Here is a 21,361-nt window from a genome sequence, read left to right as displayed (position 1 = left end):
AGTTCACGCTTTTTTCGAACGGACAGAATAAAGAGGGGACTAGGTTTCCTCTGTACTCATAAAGGAGGAAACGCGGATGACCGCTCTTTCCATTTCAAAACGTTATAGCACCCTTGTCGGCACCATTCTGTGCCAGTTCGGCCTTGGCTCGGTCTACACCTGGAGCCTGTTCAACGAAGGCCTTTCGACAAAGCTGTCGGAACCGATCACCCAGGTCGCATTGACCTTCGGCTTGCTGAGCCTGGCGCTCGCCGTCGGCTCGTCGCTCTCGGGCCGCCTGCAGGATAGGTTCGGCCTGCGCAGCGTGGCGATCACAGCCGGCCTCGCCCTCGGTCTCGGCCTCTACCTCACCTCGACCGCCGGCAACCTCGCGCTGCTCTATATCTATGGCGGCATTCTGGTCGGCGCGGCCGACGGCACCGGTTACCTGCTGACGCTGTCGAACTGCGTAAAATGGTTCCCTCAGCGCAAGGGCCTCGCTTCGGCCTTCGCAATCGGCGCCTACGGCCTCGGCAGCCTCGGCTTCAAATATCTGAACCTCGAGCTGATCAACCGCTTCGGAATGGAAAGCGCCTTCGGCATCTGGGCGATTGCCGCGGTTGCACTGGTCGTCGGCGGAGCGCTGCTGATCAGCGAAGCGCCGCAGGCAAGCGGCCAGGCCGTCAGCGGCAGCGCACGGGACTACACCCTCGCCGAAGCAGTCCGTCAGCCCAGATACTGGCTGCTCGCCCTGATGTTCCTCACCGTCTGCATGAGCGGCCTCTACCTGATCGGCGTCGCCAAGGATGTCGGCGAGCGTTATGTCGGCCTGTCGGGTTCGGTTGCTGCCGATACGGTCGCCATCATTGCCGCCGCCAACCTTCTCGGCCGGCTGGTCCTCGGCGTCCTGTCGGACAAGATCGCCCGCATCTACATCGTCAGCATCGCCCTCACCAGCGCCCTGGCGGGCATGGCCATGCTGCTCTTCGTGCCGCTGAACGAATACTCGTTCTTCGTCGCCGTCGCCTGCGTCGCCTTCTCGTTCGGTGGCACCATCACCGTCTATCCCGGCCTCGTCAGCGATTTCTTCGGCCTGGCCAATCTCGCCCGCAACTATGGCCTGATCTATCTCGGCTTCGGCATCGGCAGCGTCGTCGGCTCGATCGTCTCGTTTGCTCTGGGAGGCTTCCTGCCGACCTTCTACCTGTCGCTGCTGCTGCTCTTCGCCTCGCTCCTGTGCTCGATCAGCCTGTGGCCTGGTGTGGCGCAGAAGACAAAGCGGATGGGTGGAACCAGAACCGCCTGAACGCTCCAACCATGAAACGGCCGTCCGCCACCAGGCGGGCGGCCTTTCTTGATGTTTCGCCGGCAACAGCCCCTCAAATTCGCCGGAGAGCCAGCAGGACAGGCAAAAGATTGACCTTTGCCGATAAGGATTTCCTCAAGGTTTTCGGCCTAAGTAAAGCTGCGACGATGCCTGCCCGGACATATAGTCTAAAGCGCAGGGACAATGGTCGTTTCGGGGACATCGAACGATCCGGGGCAGCAAGTGACCAAGACATCAAAAGTCAGACAGCTGATCCTGTCTCCCGTCGTCTGGGCTTTTGCCCTGTTTGTTCCACTCGTTATTCTTCTCATCCTGCCCACGCCGATACCGGTCGGGCCGATGTACTGGGACACCTATCTCTACCTCGACGCCGCCCAGCGCATCTTCATGGGCCAGATCCCGAATGTCGATTTCCTAGCCCCCGTCGGCCCGCTCCCCTACTATCTGTTCGCTGCCGGGCTGAAACTGTTCGACAACGCCCAGCCGCTGCTTCTGGCGCAGTGGTGCATCATGCCGGTCAGCATTCCGCTGCTTGCCATGGTCCTGACGAAGGTCTCAGCCGAGAGCCGTGCCCGTGCCTTCGCGCTTCTCGTGCCGTTTATCGTCTTCTCCCTCTTCCCCGCCAATGTCGCAGCCTATCACCCCTTCCCGAGCCTCGATGGTTTCGGCATCTACAACCGCCACGGGGTGTTGTTCCTCTATCTCCTGACAACCGCCCTCCTGTTCCTCAAGGATGGCCGGCGGCTGGCGGTTCTGGTCGCGGCCATCATGCTGGCGCTGTTTCTCACAAAGATCACCGCCTTCCTGGCCGGTGGCCTTTTCGCCGTTCTGGCGCTTCTTTCGGGCCGCATCTCGTTCCGCCATGCCGTTCTGGCCGCCGTCCTCTTCGCCATCCCGCTCGCTATTGCCGAACTGATCTGCGGCTTCACCTCGGCCTATCTCGGCAGCATCGTCCAGCTTGCCACGATGAACGAGAGCGGCTTCCTCTGGCGCTTCCTCGCCGCTACCTCATTGAAGCTCGACGTGCTGCTGCCGGCCGGCATCATGACGCTCGTGCTCGTCTGGATCGACTGGACCCGCGCCGACCGGGCGGTCCGCTTCTTCGACAACAACACCTTCTGGTTTTCCATCGTCATCGCCGGCGGCGCAATCTACGAGACACAGAACACCGGCAGCCAGGAATTCATCTTCATCTGGCCGGTCCTGATCATGATCTTCGAACGCGTCAGGCTGATCGACCAAGTGCCGAAGACGGCCTTCGTCGTACTCGCCGCCTTCTGCGTCATCCCGACCTTCACCAAGGTCGTGCACAAGACCCTGCGCGCCGCCGCCGTCTCGCCCACCTATCGAGAACTGAACCTGCCCGAAATGCGCAACATGCAGCAGATCATGCAGCGGCAGGAAATCCTCGACCGCGCCTTCTATCTCGAACCCCATTACGAGAAATTCGGCGAGACATATGCAGACCTTTCCGCCCACGGCCAGCTGCCGAGCTGGCAGTATTATTCGGAACTGGATTTCCAGCTCTACTGGGTCATCTCCGCCAACAGCCTTGTCGTTTCGCTGAAGGAATTCGAGGCGAGGAACAACATTCACCTCGACAGCCTGATGAACCTCGATTTCACCAACCCCTTCCCCTGGCTCCTGAACCGCGACGCCACGAAACATATCCAGATCGGCGCCGACCCGTACCGGACCGTGCCGCCGCTCGACGAGCCGGCGATCCAGTCTATCCGACAAACCGCCGCCGTGCTGCGCCCGAAATGCCCGCTGACCACCGGCCGCCGCGTGCTTTACGCCCATTACGAACCGGCGCTGAAGGACCGCAAGGTCGTCGCGGTACATCCCTGCTGGGACCTTCTCCTGCGCCCCGACATTCTCCCGACGCAGCAGTAAAAGACGGACATGGAAAAGGCCGGGATCGCTCCCGGCCTTTTCCATTTTAAACGACGGGTGTGGTGCCTACTTCACCTGCGCCGCGACGAAATCCTTGACGATCCGCACGATGCCGCGCGACATCACCTCGTCCAGCGCCGCGATGAAGGCGTCCACATGGCTGCGTTCGCAGATCAGCGGCGGCTCCAGGCGGATGACGTTGCGGTTGTATTCGGTAAAGGCCACCAGCACGCCGTGGTCGCGCAGCAGGTGGCTGCCGATAAAGCCCGGCAGCGAGCCCTTCAGCTTGTCGTCCAGCATCGCGACGACCGGGCGCAGCACCAGCGGCATGGTCTGCGACAGGTCGTGGAACTCGATCCCGACCATAAGGCCCTGGCCGCGCACTTCCTTCAGCAGTGAAGGATAACGCACCTGCAACTCCTTCAGGCGTGCGAGCAGGTAGTCGCCCATCGCCGCCGAGTTGTCGATCAGGTGCTCGTCATAGAGCACGTTCATCGCCTCGATCGCTGTAGCGCAGGCCTCGCCGATGCCGCCGAAGGTCGCCATCGCGTGGATCATCGCCGTCTTCGGCGTGCCATAGGCCTTCATGTAGACGTCGCGCTTGGCGATCATCGCGCCGACCGCCGACTTGCCGCCGCCGAGCGATTTGGCGAGCGCCGTCACATCCGGGACCACGCCATGATGCTCGAACGAATAGAACTTGCCGGTACGGCCGAAACCGCACTGCACCTCGTCGGCGATCCACAGCACACCATACTGGTCGCAAAGCTGGCGCAGGCGCTGCCAGAAGGCGGTGTCGGCCTGAATGATGCCGCCACCGCCCTGCACGGTTTCGAGCACGATGACGCCGATTTCCGGGTCGGTGCGGAAGGCGGTCTCGATCGCATCGATATCGCCGAACGGCACGCGCACGGTATTGTCGACGAGCTTGAATTCGCCGCGATAGAGCGAACCGTCGGTAACCGAGAGAACGCCCTTGGTCTTTCCGTGGAAGGAATTTTCCGCATAGACGATCTTCGGCCGCTTCGGCCCGGCAGCACGTTCCGCCACCTTGATCGCTGCTTCCATCACTTCGGAACCGGACGAGCCGAGGAACACCATGTCGAGATCGCCCGGCGAGCAGGCGGCAAGGTTATGGGCCAGCGCACTCGCATATTGCGACATGAAGGCGATAGCGATTTCCTGCCGGTTCTCTTCCTGGAACTTGCGACGCATGTCGAGTATGCGCGGATGGTTGTGGCCGAGCGCCAGCGAACCGAAACCGCCGAAGAAATCGAGGATCTGGCGGCCGTTCTGGTCGTAGTAATACATCCCCTCGGCCCGCTCGATCTTCACCTTGTGGAAGCCGAGAAGCTTCATGAAGTGAAGCTGGCCGGGGTTGAGGTGGCGGGTGAACAGGTCCGTCATCCGCGCCACGTCGAGCGCCTTCGCGTCCTCGACGGAAAGCAGCGCCGGTTTTTCGATCGGTGCCGCATTGTGACCGACCATTGCATCGTCGTGGCGATCGTTGAAATTGACTACAGAAGCCATCATGTCCCCCTTCAGGCAGCCTTGGGCTGTGTGGTTTTGTCTTCCGAACCGCCGGCAAGGCCCTTGCGGTATTCGGAATAGGCGGCGATCAGCATGTCCTCGTCGCGATATTGCGGAACCCATCCGAGTTCCCGCTCGCCCTTCGACACGTCGAGAACGCACATTTCGTCGGCGATCAGATACTGTTCCGGGTCCATGATCGGCATGTTGATCATGTCGAAGAAATCGAGCGTCCGCTTCACCGCCCAGCCCGGCGTCGGCAACAGGATCGACTTCGAGCCTGCATGCTTGACGAGGTCACCGAGCAATTTCCTCACCGGCGGCGGATTGAGCGAACCGAGATTGTAGACTTCGTTCGGAACGCCTGCAGTATATGCCGCATGCGCGGCAGAAGCGCAGTCGAAGACCGAGATGAACTGGTACGGGTTCTTGCCCGACCCGATCATCGGCACCGGCAGGTTGTTGTCGATCAGCTTGAACAGTTTGGACAGGATGCCGAGACGGCCGGGGCCGATGATCAGGCGCGGGCGGAACAGCGAGATGTTCATGCCGCGGGCGCGCCATTCGGCGGCCAGTTCCTCTGTCTTCAGCTTCGACAGACCGTATTCGCCAAGCGGCGCGACCGGATGTTCTTCCGTCTGCGGCCAGACATAGGTGTGACCATAGACCATGTCGGTGGTGAAATGGACGAGTGACTTGGCGCCCGCCTTGTCCATCGCCTTGATGATGTTCTCGGTACCGTAATAGTTGACCGGGAAAAAGAAGTCGTGACGCTTGGCGCGCACCTGCAGTGGCGACAGCATCTTGGCCGACAGGTTGTAGACCATGTCGTCGGCCTTGATCCCGAGCTTTTCGAGCGAGGCCGGATCGGTCACGTCGGCATGCTGGAACGGGATGTCGCGGTAATGCCCAAGGTCGCTCTTGACGATGTCGGCAACGACGACCTCATGACCGGCGGCCTGAAGACGTGGCGCCAGGTGCCGGCCAACGAAACCGTCTCCGCCAATGATGATATGTCTCATGATCTCAAACCTCGTCGTTCTTGTCGTTCAAATATCGATGGATCAGGAATTGTGGCGTTCGAGCGATGCCGTCTGATCGGGTGTTTCCTTATGCCCGCTCTGCGCGATCAGCACCGTGCCGACGCAGATGAAGGCGATGCCGGCGATCTTCATCGCCCCGAGCTCTTCCTTGAACAGAAGCCAGGCCAGAACCGCCACGGCCACATAGGCGAGGCTGAGGAACGGATAGGCAAACGACAGATCCACCTTGCTCAGCACATAGAGGTGCGATGCCATCGAAATGGCGAAGGTGAAAAGCCCGAAGAAGACCCACGGATTGAAGACGATCTGGAACACCCGCTGGATGATCGTATCGGCGGAAAAGCTGATCGGCCCGAGCGACAGCATGCCCTGCTTCAAGAGCAGTTGCGCAGCCGCATTGGTCAGCACCGTGAAAAGGATGAAGGGGATGTATTTCATGATGCTCCTCCTGGAATTGACGGTTCGGCAAGCGCCGTCCGGCGCCAGAAATCCGAACAGAAGCTTTCGTCCCTGAATGTTTCGAGCCGAGCCCACTCCGGAAAGCCGGACTTGAACACATCGGCGCTCATCCGCTGGTCCTTGTACGGGTTCACCCGGCCGCCCGCCTCGATCGTCATCCGGTCGAGTGTGTCGAGCAGGGCAAGCGTTTTGCCACCGCGATTGGGAAAATCCATGGTCAGTGTATAGCCGGGCCGCGGAAACGACAGAATGCCGGGCGACGCGACCGCGCCGAACCGTTTCAGCACCGTCAGGAAAGACGAAAGGCCCGCCTTGCGGCTGGCCGCCAGCATGGCCGGAATGACCTTGCGCCCGGCTTCGAACGGAATGACGCTTTGGTGCTGATAAAGCCCTGCCGGCCCGTAAAGCCGGTTCCAGTCGCCCACACCATCGAGCGGATAAAAGAATTTTCCGTAGCCGGACAGATGCGGCGCGGTCTTCCGGCTGTTGGCATGGAAATAGGCGGTATTGAACAGCGTCAGGCTCAACCGGTTAAGTGCCGAGACCGGCAGTTCGAACGGCACGCCGAGCCGTGCCGGCTTCTGCTGCACATCGAAATTGTCGTTGTCGGCATGATTGCCGGTGATCAGCACGCCGCGGCCGGACGACGACAGCTGGTCCACCCATGCGACCGCATATTCGTTCTTCGCATCCGCCTCTTGCGCCAGATCGAAATAGCCGTCGAGGCCGGCAAATGGCGTGACCGTCTCGACCACATCGAGCGAGCCGACCTTCATCAGCCGCAACCGCGCGCTGACGATCAGCCCGGTCAATCCCATGCCGCCGATCGTTGAGGCGAAGAGATCGGTATTTTCGTCAGTGCTGCAGCGATAGGTGACGCCATCCGAGCGCAGAAGATCAAGGCTTTCCACATGGCAGCCGAACGTGCCGCGCAGATGGTGGTTTTTGCCGTGCACGTCATTGGCAATCGCGCCGCCCAGCGTCACGAAGCGTGTCCCCGGCGTGACCGGCAGAAACAGCCTATGCGGCGCCACGTAGGCAATGATCTCTTCAAGCGAGATCCCCGCCTCGGCCTCGATCACTCCGGTCTGCGCATCGAAGCCAAGCACCGTCTTGCGTTCGCGCATCGGCACGAGCGCGCCAAAATCGTTATGGCAACTGTCGCCATAGGACTTGCCGTTGCCGAAGGCGAGCAGGCCCGACCGTTTCGCTGCGCCGTCGCGCAATGCGGCGATCGCCTGATCGACGGCAATGGCCGCCCGATCACGGCGATTGACGCGACCGAAACTGTCGAAGGAGTGGGCCATCAGAACATGCTCGCCGCGGCAAACAGCACGACACCGGCCGCGATGAACATCTGGCTGCGCCAGTCGGTGGCGATGAACACGACCGGATCGTCATCCATCTCCTTGCGATGCGCCAGAATCCAGATGCGCACGTTGATATAGAGAACCATCGGCACCAGAGGCCAGATCATCCACGGATCGCGGAACAGGCCGCGGATTTCCTCCGACTGGATATAGAGCGCCAGAACCAGTGCCGCGGCAAAGGCCGAGGCGACGCCGCTCTGGCCGACGATCTGGATATCTTCCGGCCGATAGCCGCGCCCCGCCAGCCGGTCGCCGACATCCACCTTGGTGAACTGCAACTCGACATAGCGTTTGACCAGCGCCAGCGACAGGAAGAAGAACATGCCGAAGCCGGTGAGCCAGAAGGACAAGGACTCGTCGACCGCCGCCGTGCCGCCGAGAATGCGCAGGCTGTAGAGGCCGGCAAGGCAGATCACGTCGATCAGGAGCATCCGCTTCAACGACAGCGAATAGGCCGTGGTGATGAACAGATAGAGCAGGATGACGGCGGCGAACTGCAACGGCAGGAACAGGCAGATGACGGCGGTCGCGGCCAGAAGCACTGTCGAGGCAGCAAGCCCGAACGGGATAGAGAGCGTACCGTTGGCGAAAGGCCGGTTGCGCTTGGTCGGATGCTGGCGGTCGAGCGGCAGGTCGAGAATGTCGTTGAGGATGTAGATCGCCGAGGCCGAGAGGGAGAAGGCGACGGCGGCAAGCACCGCGGACACGATGACATTCATGTCGAGGATCGTATGCGCCAGCACCGGCGGGGCAAGAACGAGCACGTTCTTCAGCCACTGATGCACCCGCAGCATCTTGATATAGGTCTTGGCCGTACGCGGCTTTGCCTCAAACCCCACCGAGGCATGCGCCTTCTGGAAGCGTCTGGCCGCCGCATCCGGCGCCACGACGATGGCGGCACGGGCGGCCTTGAACACGGCGATATCGGCCCGGTCGTTGCCAGCGTAGTCGAAGCCCTTTGCGCCATAGAGACGTTCCAGGAGATCGACCTTGCGGTGCGACGCGAGATTGACCGAGGCGTCGGTATGATAGACGGCACTGAACAGGCCAAGATGCGCTGCCACAGCCTTGGCGAACGGTTCGGCAGCAGCCGTGATCAGGATCAGCTCTCGGCCGGCGGCATGTTCCTCGCGCAGATAGGCGACGAACTCTTCCCGGTAGGGAAGATGGCTGGCATCGAGTGTGACGCGGCTGGCGATTTCCGTCTTCAGCCGCGCCTTGCCCGACATCAGCCAGACAGGCAGCAGAAAGAGATAGAGGGGATTGGTCCGCAGCAGCTGGAAAACGCTTTCCCAGAGCAGATCGGTCGAAATCAGCGTGCCGTCCAGATCGACGGCCAAGGGCAGATCAGCGACCTTTTTCTGTGCTCTTACATTCATTGTCGGCGCTATCCCCATAGCGATTGGTCCGGACGCAAAGGCGCCCGATCGAAAGCGGACGTGCGCAAAAGAAGCACAGCCCCCGCCTGAACGCACGCCTCGGCCAGCCGAAACCTAGTGTCCAACGGCGAAGGACATGTTAAAATCGTAGGACTGGCATGACCAACGTAACCAAATGCCCCGAATAATTGCCGTTAGGGTTTCGGAAACCTTGGGATTTACGCCTAACGGAGCGTTACATTACTACCGCAGATCGGACTAAAGGGCTGGAACTTCTAAAGAATCGTGACCCATGGTCCGATTTTACTACAGCCTGCCGCGGAACAACCCATATGCGACGGCGATGGGTGCAGAAATCGAATCGGACAAGCCCTGTTCACACCGCGACCTCTGCTCAGCCTGCCTATGCCTCACGCTGCGCGAACGTCTGGATGACATCCATCAGCGGCTTGCGCCGGTAATCGCGGTCGAGCGGCAACGGCCGGTTCGGGCTGCCATCCTCGCGCGTGTAATACATCGGCACCCATGTATAGCGGTCCGAAATGCCCCAGCTGAGCAGCGCCGTCGGCCGCTCCACATCGAAGATCGCCTCGAGAAGATCGGTCGCCCGCCCCGCAATCGCCGCATCGCGCGCCGTCACGTCACCCGGCAGCTCGTTGTCGATCACGTCGAGCTCCGTCACCAGCACCTCGACATCCATCGCCTTGAGTTCCTCGACGAAGGCGGAAACGCCCTCCTTGTCGATCTCGAATCCGCCCTTGATATGCCCCTGGAAACCGACCGCATGGACTGGCGCATCGCGGTCGCGCAGGTCCCTGATGACGCGCAGCAGAGCATCGCGGCGTTTCTTGAAATAGTCGCCGACACATTCGATGTCGTATTCATTGATAACCAGCTGCACCTGATCGTCGCTTTCGGCAGCGCGCCGAAAGGCCTTTTCCAGATAGGATTTTCCGAGCGTTTCCAGCCACAGGTTCGGCCGCAGGTAATCCGACTGCGTCGGGTTTTCGGAAATCGCCTCGTTGACCACATCCCAGCTCGGGATCTTGCCGCGATAGCGCCCGACGACGGTTGCGATATGGTGGTCGAACTCCCGCTCGGCAGCCGATGCCGTCTTCAGCGACCCCGTCCAGTCCGGCATGCCGGCATACCAGACGAGTGTATGGCCACGCATCTTCATGCCGTTCGCATCGGCGAATTCCAGAAGCTTGTCGGCTTCGTAGAAATTGAACTGATCGGCGGTCGGGCGCAGATCCCACCATTTCAGCGCCCCCTCGGGCACCACGAGCTGGCAATATTCGGCAAGCGCCATGCGATAGGCATAGTCGTCGACCAGCGCATCGCCCCGTACGGCCGAGCCGTAGGGGATGGCTACTGCGGGAGCGGGCGCGGCCGAAACCGCCATATCGAACGGCAACGCGGCCGCAGTCCCCGCCGCGGCAACACCTTTGACGAAATCGCGTCTGCGCATCCGTGTCATCCCGTCCTGTCTTGGCCGTCGCTCCCGCACAAACTTGCCGCCGCCTCATCGTGAAAGCCAGAGCAATTTTCATATGCCATGATAATGTTACCGCGGAGTGGCGCTTTTCTGCCGATCGGTTAACCGATCATCGGCGCCTTTCGTCTAGCATCGCGCCATCGCCAACGAGAAGCCGGATTGCCGCCCTTGGAAAGGACAGGACGCCCAGACGCCTATTACCCCGCAGTCGATCGCGCGGGTGAAGCCAGCCGTACGGGCTGGGGCATGGGCTACTTCATCTTCCTGCTGCTGTTTGCCTATTACTGGATCGGGCTGGAGACGGTCATCCATTTCGGCAGCGGCGCAGGCGCCGCCCCTTCCGCTGCGACCGCCGCAATCACCACCGCCACGACCAACAACCTCTTGAACCAGATCGTCGTCGTGATCCTGTTCACCATGGCGATAGCAAGGATCTGGAACAGCGCCGGCCGCAGCCTCGTCTTCGGCCCGCACGGCCTGCTCGTCCTCATTCTCTTCTGGTTTTGCTTCGTCTCGGTCTTCGCCCCGGAACCCGTTACCGCCTTCCGCCGCATCATCTATGCCCTGATCGTCGTTGGCTGCGCCCAGACGGTGCTGCTTCTGCCACGCAACAGCCAGGACTTTGCAAGGGGCATCGCGGTCAGCGCCACGCTCGTGCTGTTCATGTCCTATCTCGCCGTCATCGCCGTGCCGCAGATGGGCGTTCACATGGCCACTGAGGTGGAGGCAGGTCTTGCCGGCGACTGGCGCGGCATATTCGGCCACAAGAACACGGCAGCCGCCGCCATGGTCTATCTCGCCATGCTCGGCCTATACCTGCGCGGCACCGCCTACTCCCGCACCGGCAGCGTCACGGTGCTTCTGTCGGTAATCTTCCTGCTTTTCACCGGCGGCAAGACATCGACCGCCATGCTGCCGACCGTGCTGGTGCTTGCCTGGCTGTTCGAACGCGCCCGGCCGCTGCGTTTCCTCGTCACGCTCGCGCCGGTCTTCGCTCTCAATATCGTCCTCATCGGCCTTTCCAGCTTCCCGGCGCTACAGGCGCTCTTGAAGGACATCGGCATCGACGTGACGTTTACCGGCCGAAGCGCCATCTGGTCCTTCACCGTCGGGCGCATCCTCGATTATCCGCTGACCGGCTACGGCTTCCAGTCCTTCTGGGGCAGCGCCTATCTGCGCAATCTGACGACGGAATCCTGGGCCTTCCTTGCCGCCCACTCGCATAATTCCTTCCTTGAAACGCTGATGAACGGCGGTTTTCCGGCGCTCGTCCTGATGTGCCTCTGGCTGCTCATCCTGCCCTATCGCGATGCGGGCGCGGCCTTTGCCACCAACAACGACAAGGCGCTGACCCGGCTTTTCCTGCGCATCTGGATCTTCTCGATCCTGCTGGCCGGCCTCGAGAACATCGTCTTCGTCAATTCCGGGCCGCTGTGGTTCACAATGCTGATCTCGATCTTCGGCCTGCGCCTGCAGGCAAGGGCCAGCCTTAACAAGCCGGCATGACCGGCTGGCATCAGCTGTCCAACACCCCGCGTTAACGCAAAGCCGAAAGCGGGTTTGTGTTGCGCCCCGCCATAACGTATCGGAATGGCGACGCATATGACGTTCCGCCTGCGATGAACGTGATCGGCTCGACGTCGGTTAAGACCGCAAAGAGCGGGACTGCACAGGGAGCAAGGCTTGAGCAACGACGTGAATGTCCCGGCGACGGACGTGGAAGCCGTCATCTGCATCCCGACATTCCGTCGGCCCGACGGCGTGTCGCAGACCCTGGGCTCGCTTGTCGCGCAGACGGGCGACACCCGCTTTGCCATCGTCGTCGTGGAAAACGATGCGGCAAAGCCGGTCGGTGCCGATGCGGCCGGCAAGATACTCTCGGAAACCGGCATTCCCTCCGCCGTCGTCATCGAGCAGCGCCAGGGCAATGTCCACGCCATCAATCGCGCCTTCTCCGAGGCGCTCGAGCGTTTTCCGTCGGCGCAGTACCTGCTGATGATCGACGATGACGAACTCGCCACAGCCGACTGGCTGGCGGGCATGATCTCGACCGCACGCACGACCGGCGCCGACATCGTCGGCGGCCCGGTCATCCGCCGCTTCGACGTGCCGGTCGGGCCAGAGGTCAGCGAGCATCCGCTCTACGGCTTCATCGAAGGCCCGACGCGTCAGGTTCCCGTCATCCACGGCACGGGCAATTGCCTGATCCGGCGCGAGGTATTTTCCCGCCTCGACACCGGCCTGTTCGATGCGGCCTTCAACTTTCTTGGCGGCGGCGACATGGAGTTTTTCGCCCGCTGCCGCGCTGCCGGCTGCACATTCTGGTGGTGCGAGGAAGCCGTCATCCACGAAACGGTCGCCGCCGAACGTGTCGGCGCTCGATGGCTGATGCGCCGCTCGATCCGTACCGGCAGCATCAACTACGTGATCGACCGGAAACGCTCGCCATCCCTCTCCGGCCTGATCAAGCTGCAGGCGAAGAACGCCGTCTCGCTCGGCCTCAGCCTGTTCCGCGCCGCCGGAATTCTGGCGAAAACGAAAAGGCTCCTTCCCGCGACGCATCCGATCCTCATGTCGGTCGGCCGCGTCACGGCAAGCCTCGGCTTTCTGCCCGCACCCTATGAGGCAAGCAGGATTGCAACGAGCGACCGCCGGCCCGATAGGCCGGCAGAACAGCGTATTTCGGAAAACTGAGCCGGATCAGGCCGGTGTATCGGCCGGCTTGCGCAGGGTGTCTGCACCGACTTTACCGCCGGCTACCCGCTGCGCCGCAAGCCCCGCCTTGCCAAGCGCACGCCAGGCGAGAAACGCAATCACCAGTTCCAGCACATAGGTCGTGGTAATCACCCCGCCGACGCTCAGCGAATAGGCGGCGATCGCCACCAGCGCAGCACCGATGATATTCGCCCCGTTGACGATCCGGGCGCGGATATTTTGCAGGCTGGAAGCCCCGAGCGCCTCGAAGGCGGTGGCGCTCACCGCCATCGGGATCACCGCCCAGCAGAGCGTCCGCGTCATCCACGACAGCGACACATATTCATCGCCGAACAGAAGCGGCAGCCATGGCGTGATGACGAAGACGAAGATGGCAGCCGCAATGCCGATCCCGGTCGTCAGCACCAGCATCTTGCGGGCACGCTCGAATACGGTGGCGATACCGCCGAGTGCCGCTGCCGCCGCATAACTCGGATAGACGATCCGGTTCAGCGCCTCGACGGACATGTAGGAGGCCTCCGTCAACCGCCTTGCGATCGAATAGCTGCCGACGATTTCCGACCCGGCAACCGCGCTCAGGACAAGGATGTCGGCATTGCTGCGGCCGGCCTTGAAGAAGAACTGGCTGGCGAACATGATGCCGATCGGCACCTCCTCGCGCACGATCCTGAAGGTCGGCCGACCCAGCCGGCGGATGGCGACAAGCGCGATGACGGCGACGATCGCATGAGCGGCGAAGTTCCACACGGCCCATTCGGCGACCGTGGTGATGTTGAAGACGAGGCAGCTCAACGCCGCCGCCGCCATGCGCAGGATGGCAAACAGGAACTCGATCCGGTTCGCCACCGAAAAGCGTGAATGGGCGATATAGCTGTTCGTCGCCAGCCAGATGACCTTCAGAAGCACGATATTGGTGAGAAGGATCAGCACCGTGGCAAACAACGTCGTCACCAGATCGTCTGACACCGGAAACAGGATCGGAATGAGAACCACACCGGCCAGAACCAGCGCCACGCCGGAGACAAGGTTGAGGATATGCACGTGACCGAGCATGTCGGGATAGAAGCTCGCATCCTGCGCCACGCGCCGCACCAGCGATTCCTGCGAGCCGAGGCCGCAGATCTGGATGCCGAGATTGGTCAGCGCGGTGATCGTCGCGTTCAGCGCGAATTGTTCATGCCCGAGATGGCGTGCCAGCAGCGCGAAAGTCAGCAGCATGGCGACGCTCGACGCAAGCAGTGCCCCGCTCGACCCGATATAGGAACCGAGATGCCGTAGAAAATCCCGGAATTCGTGCCTGGACCCAAGCTGCAATCGACATCTCCATAGCGGCGATCGGAAACGCCTCATGCGCCCCTGCCTATCACCATCATCAACGTCGGACAGCACTATGGTCAAACGGGATTAACGGAGCCTTAGGTCGGACATAGGCAGTCTGCAAATCACAACAGCCGAAGCCAGGATTTGAGAATGCCCGCCACCGTCAGCCTGATCACGCCGACCTATCACCGCGACTACGAATCCTGCCGGCTCCTATGCGATTCCATCGATGCCTATGTCACCGGCTACGACCGGCATTACCTGCTCGTCGCCGATGCCGATCTCGATCTCTTTTCCCCGCTCGGCAATGACAGGCGGCTGGTTCTGCCCGATTCCGTGCTTCTACCGGGCACCTTCCATCCTTTTCCGGGCTTCATGAAATGGAAGGGCCGGCAATATTACTGGGCACTCGGCGCGGGCCTGCCCGTCTATGGCTGGCATGTGCAACAGCTGCGCAAGCTGTCGATGGCGGTGCTGCAATCCTGCGAGCGCACGCTCTGCATCGATAGCGACAACTGCTTCGTGCGCCCATTCGATGCCGCAAAGGTGATCGGCGGCGAACGCTCGCCCCTCTATGTCGATCCCGGTGCGATCGACGAAAACCTGCCCAACCACGTTGCCTGGCGAAAGAGCGCCTATAGCCTCATCGGGGTCGAGGAACCCGACCTGCCGGGCGACGACTATATCGGCCAGATGGTGGTCTGGGATCGTCAAGCCCTCAGCGCCATCCTGCAGCGGGTGGAGAGCGTCACCGGCCGTGAGTGGTGGAAGTCGCTCTGCCGGGCGCGCAATTTCTCCGAATACATCCTCTACGGTGCCGGCATTGCCAGCAGCCGCGAACTGGCCGAGAGCCATGAACGGGTGACGAAAAGCTACTGCGCCACCTATTGGAGCGGACCGGCGCTAGACGAGGCCGGCATCCGGGCGCTGATCGACGGCATGGACCGCGACCAGTACGCGATCGCCATCCAGTCCCATACGGCGACCGACCCGGCGCTCATCCGCCGAGTGGCGCTGCCTGCATAAGGCTCAGCGCTGCACGGCGTCGAGCCGCGTCATGATCGACTGCCACAGCAGACCGATCTCGGTATTGACGTTGAGCGGCAGCGGGACCTTGCCGATCGCCCCCTGAATAACACCTTCGATCGCCGCAGCCATGGCGGCGGCATCCGCATCATGCGGCGCAAGCACGATCCGGCCATTGGCGATCAGCGTCTTGAACAGGTCGTGATGGTCAAGCGAGGCAGGGTCCGCCGGGGCGTTGGTGACGACGATACGCCCTGCAAGCGCCGCGGCCAGCACGCTGCCGCGCCGCGAAGTCAGCCCCTCGGCAAACCGGTAGCAGAAGATGTCCACCTGCCGGCAGGCGGCGAACACTTCCTCGTCGGTCGCCAGATACCCCGTCACCACCACACGGTCGCCAAGCCCGAGCGCTTCCACCTGCCGGCGAAAGTCATCCTCGACAGTGTCCATGCCCTTGACGAAGGAGCCGACGAAGGCGACCGCGACATCCAGCCCCTGATCGTTCAATCGCCGCGCGATGGATAAAAGCTCCGCGCAGTTCTTTTTCGGATAGATCGAGCCGAACTGGCCGATGATCGTACGCCCGTCCCGGCGCAGCGACTGCACCGTCTCAACCGCCGGCGTATCGAGATCGGCACCGCCCGGCAACACGTTCGGCGGGATCGGAATGATCGCGGTCGGCGTGCTGGCCCGTCGAGGAAAGCGGCTTTCGCGCCATTCCTTCTCGATCTCCGGCGCGGAAAACAGGATGGCATCGGCCAGCATCAGCACCGGCCACAGCACCACCCGGCGCTTCCAGTCGAGGCTTGCCCATTCGTGCAGGATGACGATAACCCTGCGTCGGCGCAGCTTCGCCATCAGCGCGACGAGCGACGGCTCGACCAGCCGTTTCTTCCACGCCACGATCGGAAAGTTCAGGATGATCGCGTCATGACCGGCAAGCGCGTCCATGACATGCGGCAAGCCGAGATCGAGCACGCTCTCCGTCGCATTGTCGCCGAGATGGTATCTGAGGTTTCTGGCAAACGCCTCGACCCCGCACAGCGTCGAAGCCTCTGAGCCAAACACAAGATAACGTGTCACAACAAGCAGCCTATCCAGTTCGAGATGTCCCGCCCAACAAAGCCGGTAACTCTTAACTCATTGCGTTTTGAACGCCGTAATCCGTGCGATTGTCGAACGATAGGGTTACCGGTCGGCAAATGGTTTACCAGTTGTTAGCGCGGATAGCGTTTTATCGGCATTGGAGGGAGCTCGAGTAACGCCCTATGTATTCCACGATGGACCCACGCAAGACCGATCGCGATACGGACGCTTCGAGCCACACGCCCGAGGCATCGCAGAACCGTGCTTCGGATGCAAGGCCGCCTTCGCTGCTTGCCTATCTCGGCTCCGGGGACGATGCCGCGACGCCATCGACACCGGCGCAATCGGCACCGCATCCCCGGACACGAACCGAGACGCAGCCAGAGACCGGCGCCCCGGCGCAGGCCCCTGTACCGCCGCGAACGCAGACGTCGGCACAGCCACGCTCCATCCTCCAGTCCGTTCCGTGGCATGAGATCAGTCTCGATGCCTTCGTCGAGTGGCTCTGGCGCGGACGCTGGATCATCCTCGTTTTTGCCGTGCTCGGCGCCATAGCCGGCATCGCCTTCGCGCGGCTTGCCGAACAGCGATACACGGTCGGCTCGCAGATCATCATCGACCCGACCGACCTGCGGGTCGTCGCCGACGACCTTTTCGCCCAGAGCAACCAGCTCGACATGCAGATCTACGACGTCGAGAGCAAGCTGAGGGTCCTGACCTCGGCCAATGTCCTCAACAACGTCATCGACAGCCTGCGGCTGGAACAGGACCCGGAATTCGGCGACGACACCGGCGACGCCCAGTCGCCCCGGCTTGAGGCGCTTCGCAGCCTTGAGCAGCACGTGACCGCAAGGCGCGAGGAAAACTCCTTCGTCGTCAATCTCGATGTCTGGAGCGTTTCGGCCCCCAAGGCGCTCGATATCGCCAGTTCGATCATCACCAATTTCCAGGAAGAACTGGTCAAGACACAGGCCGAAGGTGCCGGCCGTGTCGCCGCCGAACTGACGGCCCGCCTCGACTCGCTGAAACAGGAAGTCGCCACCGCGGACGAAGCCGCCCAGCGCTTCCGGCGCGAACACAATATCCTGTCCAGCTCGGGTGAGCTTGTCAGCAGCATCGTCTCGAACCAGACGAATACGCAGCTCGTCGACGCCCAGGCGCGGGTGATCCGCGCCCGCAGCCGCTTCCAGGAGCTTTCGACCGGCAGCCCCGAAAGCCGCCTCGACAGCGCCTCGATCGAATCCCAGACGATGACCGCGCTGCGCACCCAGTATGCCGCAACCCAGCGCGAGTTGGATGCCCAGTCGACCGTCTTCGGCACGAGGCATCCGCGGATCACCGCCATGCGTCCGCAGATCGAAGCGATCCAGAACCAGATAGCCGCCGAACAGGCGCGCATTCTCAATGCCGCCCGCTCCGAACTCGGCCAGGCCGAAGCCGCGCTGATGGCGCAGCAGAACCAGGCGAATGCGATGAAATCCGTCGTCTTCGGCGACAATGACGCGCTGGTACAGCTGCGCCAGCTGGAGCGCGAGGCGGAATCGCGCGCCACGGTCTATCAGGCCTTCATGGCTCGTACGCGCGAGATTGCCGAACGCCAGCAGATCAACACCACCAATGTCCGCATCATCTCGCCGCCCGCCCTTCCCAGGGGCCGCAGCTACCCACCGCGCACGCTCTATCTCACCGCCGGCGGCATGATCGGCGGCTTTGCGCTCGGTTGCGCACTCGTCTGCGCCCTCGGCTTCATGTCGATGATGAACGCCTACCGCGCGCGCTGGCGCGAGGCCTGAAACCAGGAATTATCGGCGGGAGTAGCGCAGAAGCGCGTAAGCCGCGACGGGATTGGTGAGCAGGTAGCGCAGCGTCAGGCGACGCGGCTCGTTGGCCATGCGAAAGGCCCATTCGAGGCCGTGTTCCTGCATCCACAGCGGTGCGCGCGGGTTCTTGCCCGAGAGGAAATCGAACAGTCCGCCCGACGTCTTCACCACGCCGACGCCGCGCAATCCGTCCAGATTGCGGCTGATGAATTCCTGCTCGCGGGGGAAACCAAGCCCGACCCAAAGTATGTCGGGCCGCGTCTCGCGGATATCGGCGACTACGTCCTGTTCCTGCTCGGGCGAAAAATAGCCGTTGCGGCGACCGACGAAACGCAATCGCGGATAACGCGCCTGCATCGCCGCCACCGCCTTCTCGTTCACCTCTTCGCTGGCGCCGAGAAAATAGAATGTCGCGCCCACATCCTGCGCCCGTTCGGCAACCGCATGGACGAGATCCGTCGTCGCCACGCGTTCAGGCACGGGCGCGGGGGAAATCAGCCGCGAATAGTGAACCATCGGCATGCCGTCCGCATGGATCTGGTCGGCCAGCAGCATTTGCGCTTTGAAATCCTTCTTGCGCATGCACATCGCAAGCACCTGTCCATTCGCCGATGTGGAATAGAACGGCCGCGTATTCATGCCGCGCGCCGACAGCGCCTGACGGATGAATCCGTCGGCGGTCTCTTCCATGGTCGTCCGCACGATCGGCAGTCCGCCGAGCATGTTGGTTGGCCAGGTGGCCATCGTCGACACGTTTAAATCGTCCGCTTTCAAGGCCATGGCGATCGGAATGGGTATCCAAATTCTGAAGCTTCATGCATCACCGGCCATGAAGCATGCCGTCGATTTCGTCAGCAAACGGAAATAGGCCTGATGGTTACGATAGGCTCAAGATATTCCGTTAAAATTAGTCGATCATTTTGCGTAAATTATCCGTAATCCAGCCGCCGATTATACGGACGCAAGGTTAACGAACCGCCCGTGGAACAAGGCATCACGAAGAGCTGATTACTAGCCTTATCCACCGTCCGAGGCACCCCCGTATTCGTGGGGGACTACGCCCATCAAGCAATCGTGCAAAACGCCCACGCCGTCACTTTGACGCTCCTCGTCGGCCAAACTTCCGCAATACGTTTGCAGCATCTCACGAATCACTTATATATCAGCAACTTCTAGGTGCTTGAGAGCATTTCTCAGCCAAAAGTGTTGCGTAGGCCGATCACAGCTTTCTATCACGGTCTATGGAGCATGAATGCATTCAGGTCGCGCCATCATTGTCGGGCTCGTGGCGCTCGCCGCGATCATGCAGGCGTCGTGTAGCCAGACGACCCCGAAATCCGCATCCGGCCACAAGCCGCCTTCGCCCGCCGTAGATGCGGCGGCGAAGACCGAAGCGAGCGTCGCCGCAGCATCCAGCCAGCGCGAACCGGTCACCGATGTCGAAAGCGCGGTGCGCCGCGTGGTCTCCTGGCATCCCGCCATCCAGGAAGCGGCGGGCCGCATCCGCCAGCAGAACGAACTCGTCGCAGACGCCCGATCCGGCTACATGCCCTCGGTCGGCGGCGGCCTCGATCTTGCCGCCCAGAACGGCGACAGCGGCGCATGGGCGCCACGCTTCAACCTGTCCGCGTCGCAGATGATCTATGATTTCGGCAAGGTATCCGGTCGTGTCGAGACCGAAAGCGCCATCCATGATGTACGCCGTGCGGAGTTTCTCGCCGCCGTCGACGACACGATCCGCGAGACGGCGCTTGCCTCGGTGGAGTTCCTGCGCAACACGAGACTGGCCGCCGTCGCCCGCGATCAGGTCAACGACGTCTCGGCAATCGGCAAGCTTGTCGACGCCCGCTCCGACCGTGGCGCGAGCACGAGGTCCGACAAACTGCAGGCCGACGCCCGCATCCAGGCTGCGCAATCAACGGCCCTGGAAATCAACGCCGAGAAGCAGCGCTGGGAAGGCACGCTCAGCGCGCTCCTGGGCGAAACGGGCGGTGTAAGGCTGCGCTCCACTTTCCCTGCGGGCCTTGGCAAGGCCTGCATGGGCCAGCAACCGGATTGGGAAACCGTGCCTGCCGTTCTGGCGGCAAAGTCGCGCAAGCGCGAGGCCGATGCCCGCGTCGGCCTAGCCCGTGCCGACATGCTGCCGACCGTTGCGCTCGAAGCGTCCAACCGCATGAAAACCTGGGGCGACGGCAATAGCGACTACATGATCGGCCTCACCGTCAAAAGCGATCTCTATAATGGCGGGTCGTTCCGCGCCCGCCAGAATGCCGCCCGCTACGCCGCCCAGGCCTCCGACGCCGCCATCGCCACCGGCCGTTTCGACGCCCAGAAGACCTGGCTCCAGTCCGCCGCTCAGGTCAACAGCCTCAACACGCTGCTGAACTCGCTCGGCTCCCGCCAGTCGATGATGCGCGAGACACGCGATCTTTACCAGAAACAGTTCCTCGACCTCGGCACGCGCACGCTTCTCGACGTCTTGAATGCCGACCAGGAGCTGCATGCGGCTCGTTTCGACGAGATCAACACCCGCTTCGATCTCTATCGGCTGAACGTCGAATGCGCCTATTCCGCAGGCCGTCTGCGCGATACGTTCAGCCTCTCGGCACCGCCGGTACCGGCAAGGTCTGAGCCTCGCTCGAATGCACCAAGAGTGGCCAGGGCAAAGGCCCCTAAAGCCACCCTCGAACAGGCAAGTTTCCGCGGATCCATCGCCAACTAGCGCTGGAACGGAGCATTTTATCCACAGGCCCGCCCCGGATTGAGGCGCGCCCCTGTTCACAACTTCCCCTTGTTTACCCTTCGTTAAACCTCACTCCCCAAACATAAGCCACCACTAATTGACCATTGCGTGAAGTACTGCACCTTCACTCACATGTGCTGTCGGCGCGCGACCTTGGCCTGTCTTGGCCACGC

General features: G+C 61.9%; 16 protein-coding genes. 7 read left to right on the top strand and 9 right to left on the bottom strand.

What is annotated here, in order from left to right; all coding sequences use genetic code 11:
- Positions 1 to 76: 76 nt before the first annotated feature.
- Together AC0JZ4_RS08405 and AC0JZ4_RS08400 are read left to right on the top strand one after the other, a co-directional pair.
- Positions 77 to 1,285 carry an MFS transporter gene (locus AC0JZ4_RS08405; RefSeq protein WP_471885927.1) on the top strand — a complete coding sequence of 403 codons (1,209 nt, stop codon included), beginning with the start codon at positions 77 to 79 and terminating at the stop codon, positions 1,283 to 1,285.
- 243 nt (positions 1,286 to 1,528) lie between these two features.
- The gene (locus tag AC0JZ4_RS08400; RefSeq protein ID WP_471885926.1) at positions 1,529 to 3,202 is read left to right on the top strand and encodes a hypothetical protein; all 1,674 of its coding nucleotides are present in this window, start codon (positions 1,529 to 1,531) and stop codon (positions 3,200 to 3,202) included.
- Between the two features lie 66 nt (positions 3,203 to 3,268).
- Here the strand turns inward: AC0JZ4_RS08400 and AC0JZ4_RS08395 are convergent, their stop codons facing one another.
- The 6 genes from AC0JZ4_RS08395 to AC0JZ4_RS08370 form a co-directional block, all read right to left on the bottom strand.
- Positions 3,269 to 4,690, bottom strand: coding sequence for an aspartate aminotransferase family protein (locus tag AC0JZ4_RS08395; RefSeq protein ID WP_471887841.1), 1,422 nt, complete (start codon positions 4,688 to 4,690; stop codon positions 3,269 to 3,271).
- A 53-nt stretch (positions 4,691 to 4,743) separates the two neighbouring features.
- On the bottom strand, positions 4,744 to 5,754 hold the full coding sequence (locus tag AC0JZ4_RS08390) for an NAD-dependent epimerase/dehydratase family protein (RefSeq protein ID WP_471885925.1): 1,011 nt from the start codon (positions 5,752 to 5,754) through the stop codon (positions 4,744 to 4,746).
- Between the two features lie 42 nt (positions 5,755 to 5,796).
- A complete protein-coding gene (locus AC0JZ4_RS08385) occupies positions 5,797 to 6,213 on the bottom strand; it encodes an EamA family transporter (RefSeq protein ID WP_471885924.1) in 417 nt (138 codons plus the stop codon).
- A complete protein-coding gene (locus AC0JZ4_RS08380; RefSeq protein WP_471885923.1) occupies positions 6,210 to 7,541 on the bottom strand; it encodes an FAD-binding oxidoreductase in 1,332 nt (443 codons plus the stop codon). Before AC0JZ4_RS08380 ends, AC0JZ4_RS08385 begins: the two co-directional genes overlap by 4 nt.
- The gene (locus tag AC0JZ4_RS08375; protein WP_471885922.1) at positions 7,541 to 8,983 is read right to left on the bottom strand and encodes a UbiA family prenyltransferase; all 1,443 of its coding nucleotides are present in this window, start codon (positions 8,981 to 8,983) and stop codon (positions 7,541 to 7,543) included. Before AC0JZ4_RS08375 ends, AC0JZ4_RS08380 begins: the two co-directional genes overlap by 1 nt.
- Positions 8,984 to 9,386: 403 nt before the next feature.
- Positions 9,387 to 10,454: an endo-1,4-beta-xylanase gene (locus tag AC0JZ4_RS08370; RefSeq protein ID WP_471885921.1), complete on the bottom strand. Its 1,068-nt coding sequence runs from the start codon at positions 10,452 to 10,454 to the stop codon at positions 9,387 to 9,389.
- Between the two features lie 195 nt (positions 10,455 to 10,649).
- On the opposite strand from AC0JZ4_RS08370, the gene AC0JZ4_RS08365 reads away from it, so the two are divergent.
- Both AC0JZ4_RS08365 and AC0JZ4_RS08360 read left to right on the top strand, forming a co-directional pair.
- Complete coding sequence (locus AC0JZ4_RS08365) at positions 10,650 to 11,987, top strand: O-antigen ligase family protein (RefSeq protein WP_471885920.1); 1,338 nt, start codon at positions 10,650 to 10,652, stop codon at positions 11,985 to 11,987.
- Positions 11,988 to 12,164: 177 nt separating this feature from the next.
- Positions 12,165 to 13,175, top strand: coding sequence for a glycosyltransferase family 2 protein (locus tag AC0JZ4_RS08360; protein WP_471885919.1), 1,011 nt, complete (start codon positions 12,165 to 12,167; stop codon positions 13,173 to 13,175).
- A gap of 6 nt (positions 13,176 to 13,181) precedes the next feature.
- Here AC0JZ4_RS08360 and AC0JZ4_RS08355 read toward each other — a convergent pair whose 3' ends face one another.
- On the bottom strand, positions 13,182 to 14,510 hold the full coding sequence (locus tag AC0JZ4_RS08355; RefSeq protein WP_471885918.1) for a lipopolysaccharide biosynthesis protein: 1,329 nt from the start codon (positions 14,508 to 14,510) through the stop codon (positions 13,182 to 13,184).
- 156 nt (positions 14,511 to 14,666) lie between these two features.
- Between AC0JZ4_RS08355 and AC0JZ4_RS08350 the strand changes: the two genes are divergently transcribed.
- Entirely contained in the window at positions 14,667 to 15,542 is an 876-nt protein-coding gene (locus AC0JZ4_RS08350; RefSeq protein ID WP_471885917.1) for a DUF6492 family protein, read from the top strand.
- 3 nt (positions 15,543 to 15,545) lie between these two features.
- Here AC0JZ4_RS08350 and AC0JZ4_RS08345 read toward each other — a convergent pair whose 3' ends face one another.
- Complete coding sequence (locus AC0JZ4_RS08345; RefSeq protein WP_471885916.1) at positions 15,546 to 16,622, bottom strand: glycosyltransferase; 1,077 nt, start codon at positions 16,620 to 16,622, stop codon at positions 15,546 to 15,548.
- A 197-nt stretch (positions 16,623 to 16,819) separates the two neighbouring features.
- On the opposite strand from AC0JZ4_RS08345, the gene AC0JZ4_RS08340 reads away from it, so the two are divergent.
- Complete coding sequence (locus AC0JZ4_RS08340) at positions 16,820 to 18,418, top strand: GumC family protein (protein ID WP_471885915.1); 1,599 nt, start codon at positions 16,820 to 16,822, stop codon at positions 18,416 to 18,418.
- Between the two features lie 9 nt (positions 18,419 to 18,427).
- On the opposite strand, the gene AC0JZ4_RS08335 is transcribed toward AC0JZ4_RS08340, so the two are convergent.
- Entirely contained in the window at positions 18,428 to 19,189 is a 762-nt protein-coding gene (locus AC0JZ4_RS08335; protein WP_471885914.1) for a WecB/TagA/CpsF family glycosyltransferase, read from the bottom strand.
- Positions 19,190 to 19,697: 508 nt separating this feature from the next.
- Between AC0JZ4_RS08335 and AC0JZ4_RS08330 the strand changes: the two genes are divergently transcribed.
- Complete coding sequence (locus AC0JZ4_RS08330) at positions 19,698 to 21,167, top strand: TolC family protein (RefSeq protein ID WP_471885913.1); 1,470 nt, start codon at positions 19,698 to 19,700, stop codon at positions 21,165 to 21,167.
- The last annotated feature ends 194 nt before the right edge of the window (positions 21,168 to 21,361 follow it).

Source organism: [Rhizobium] kunmingense (assembly GCF_977018605.1).
This window is presented reverse-complemented; position numbering and strand designations above follow the sequence as displayed.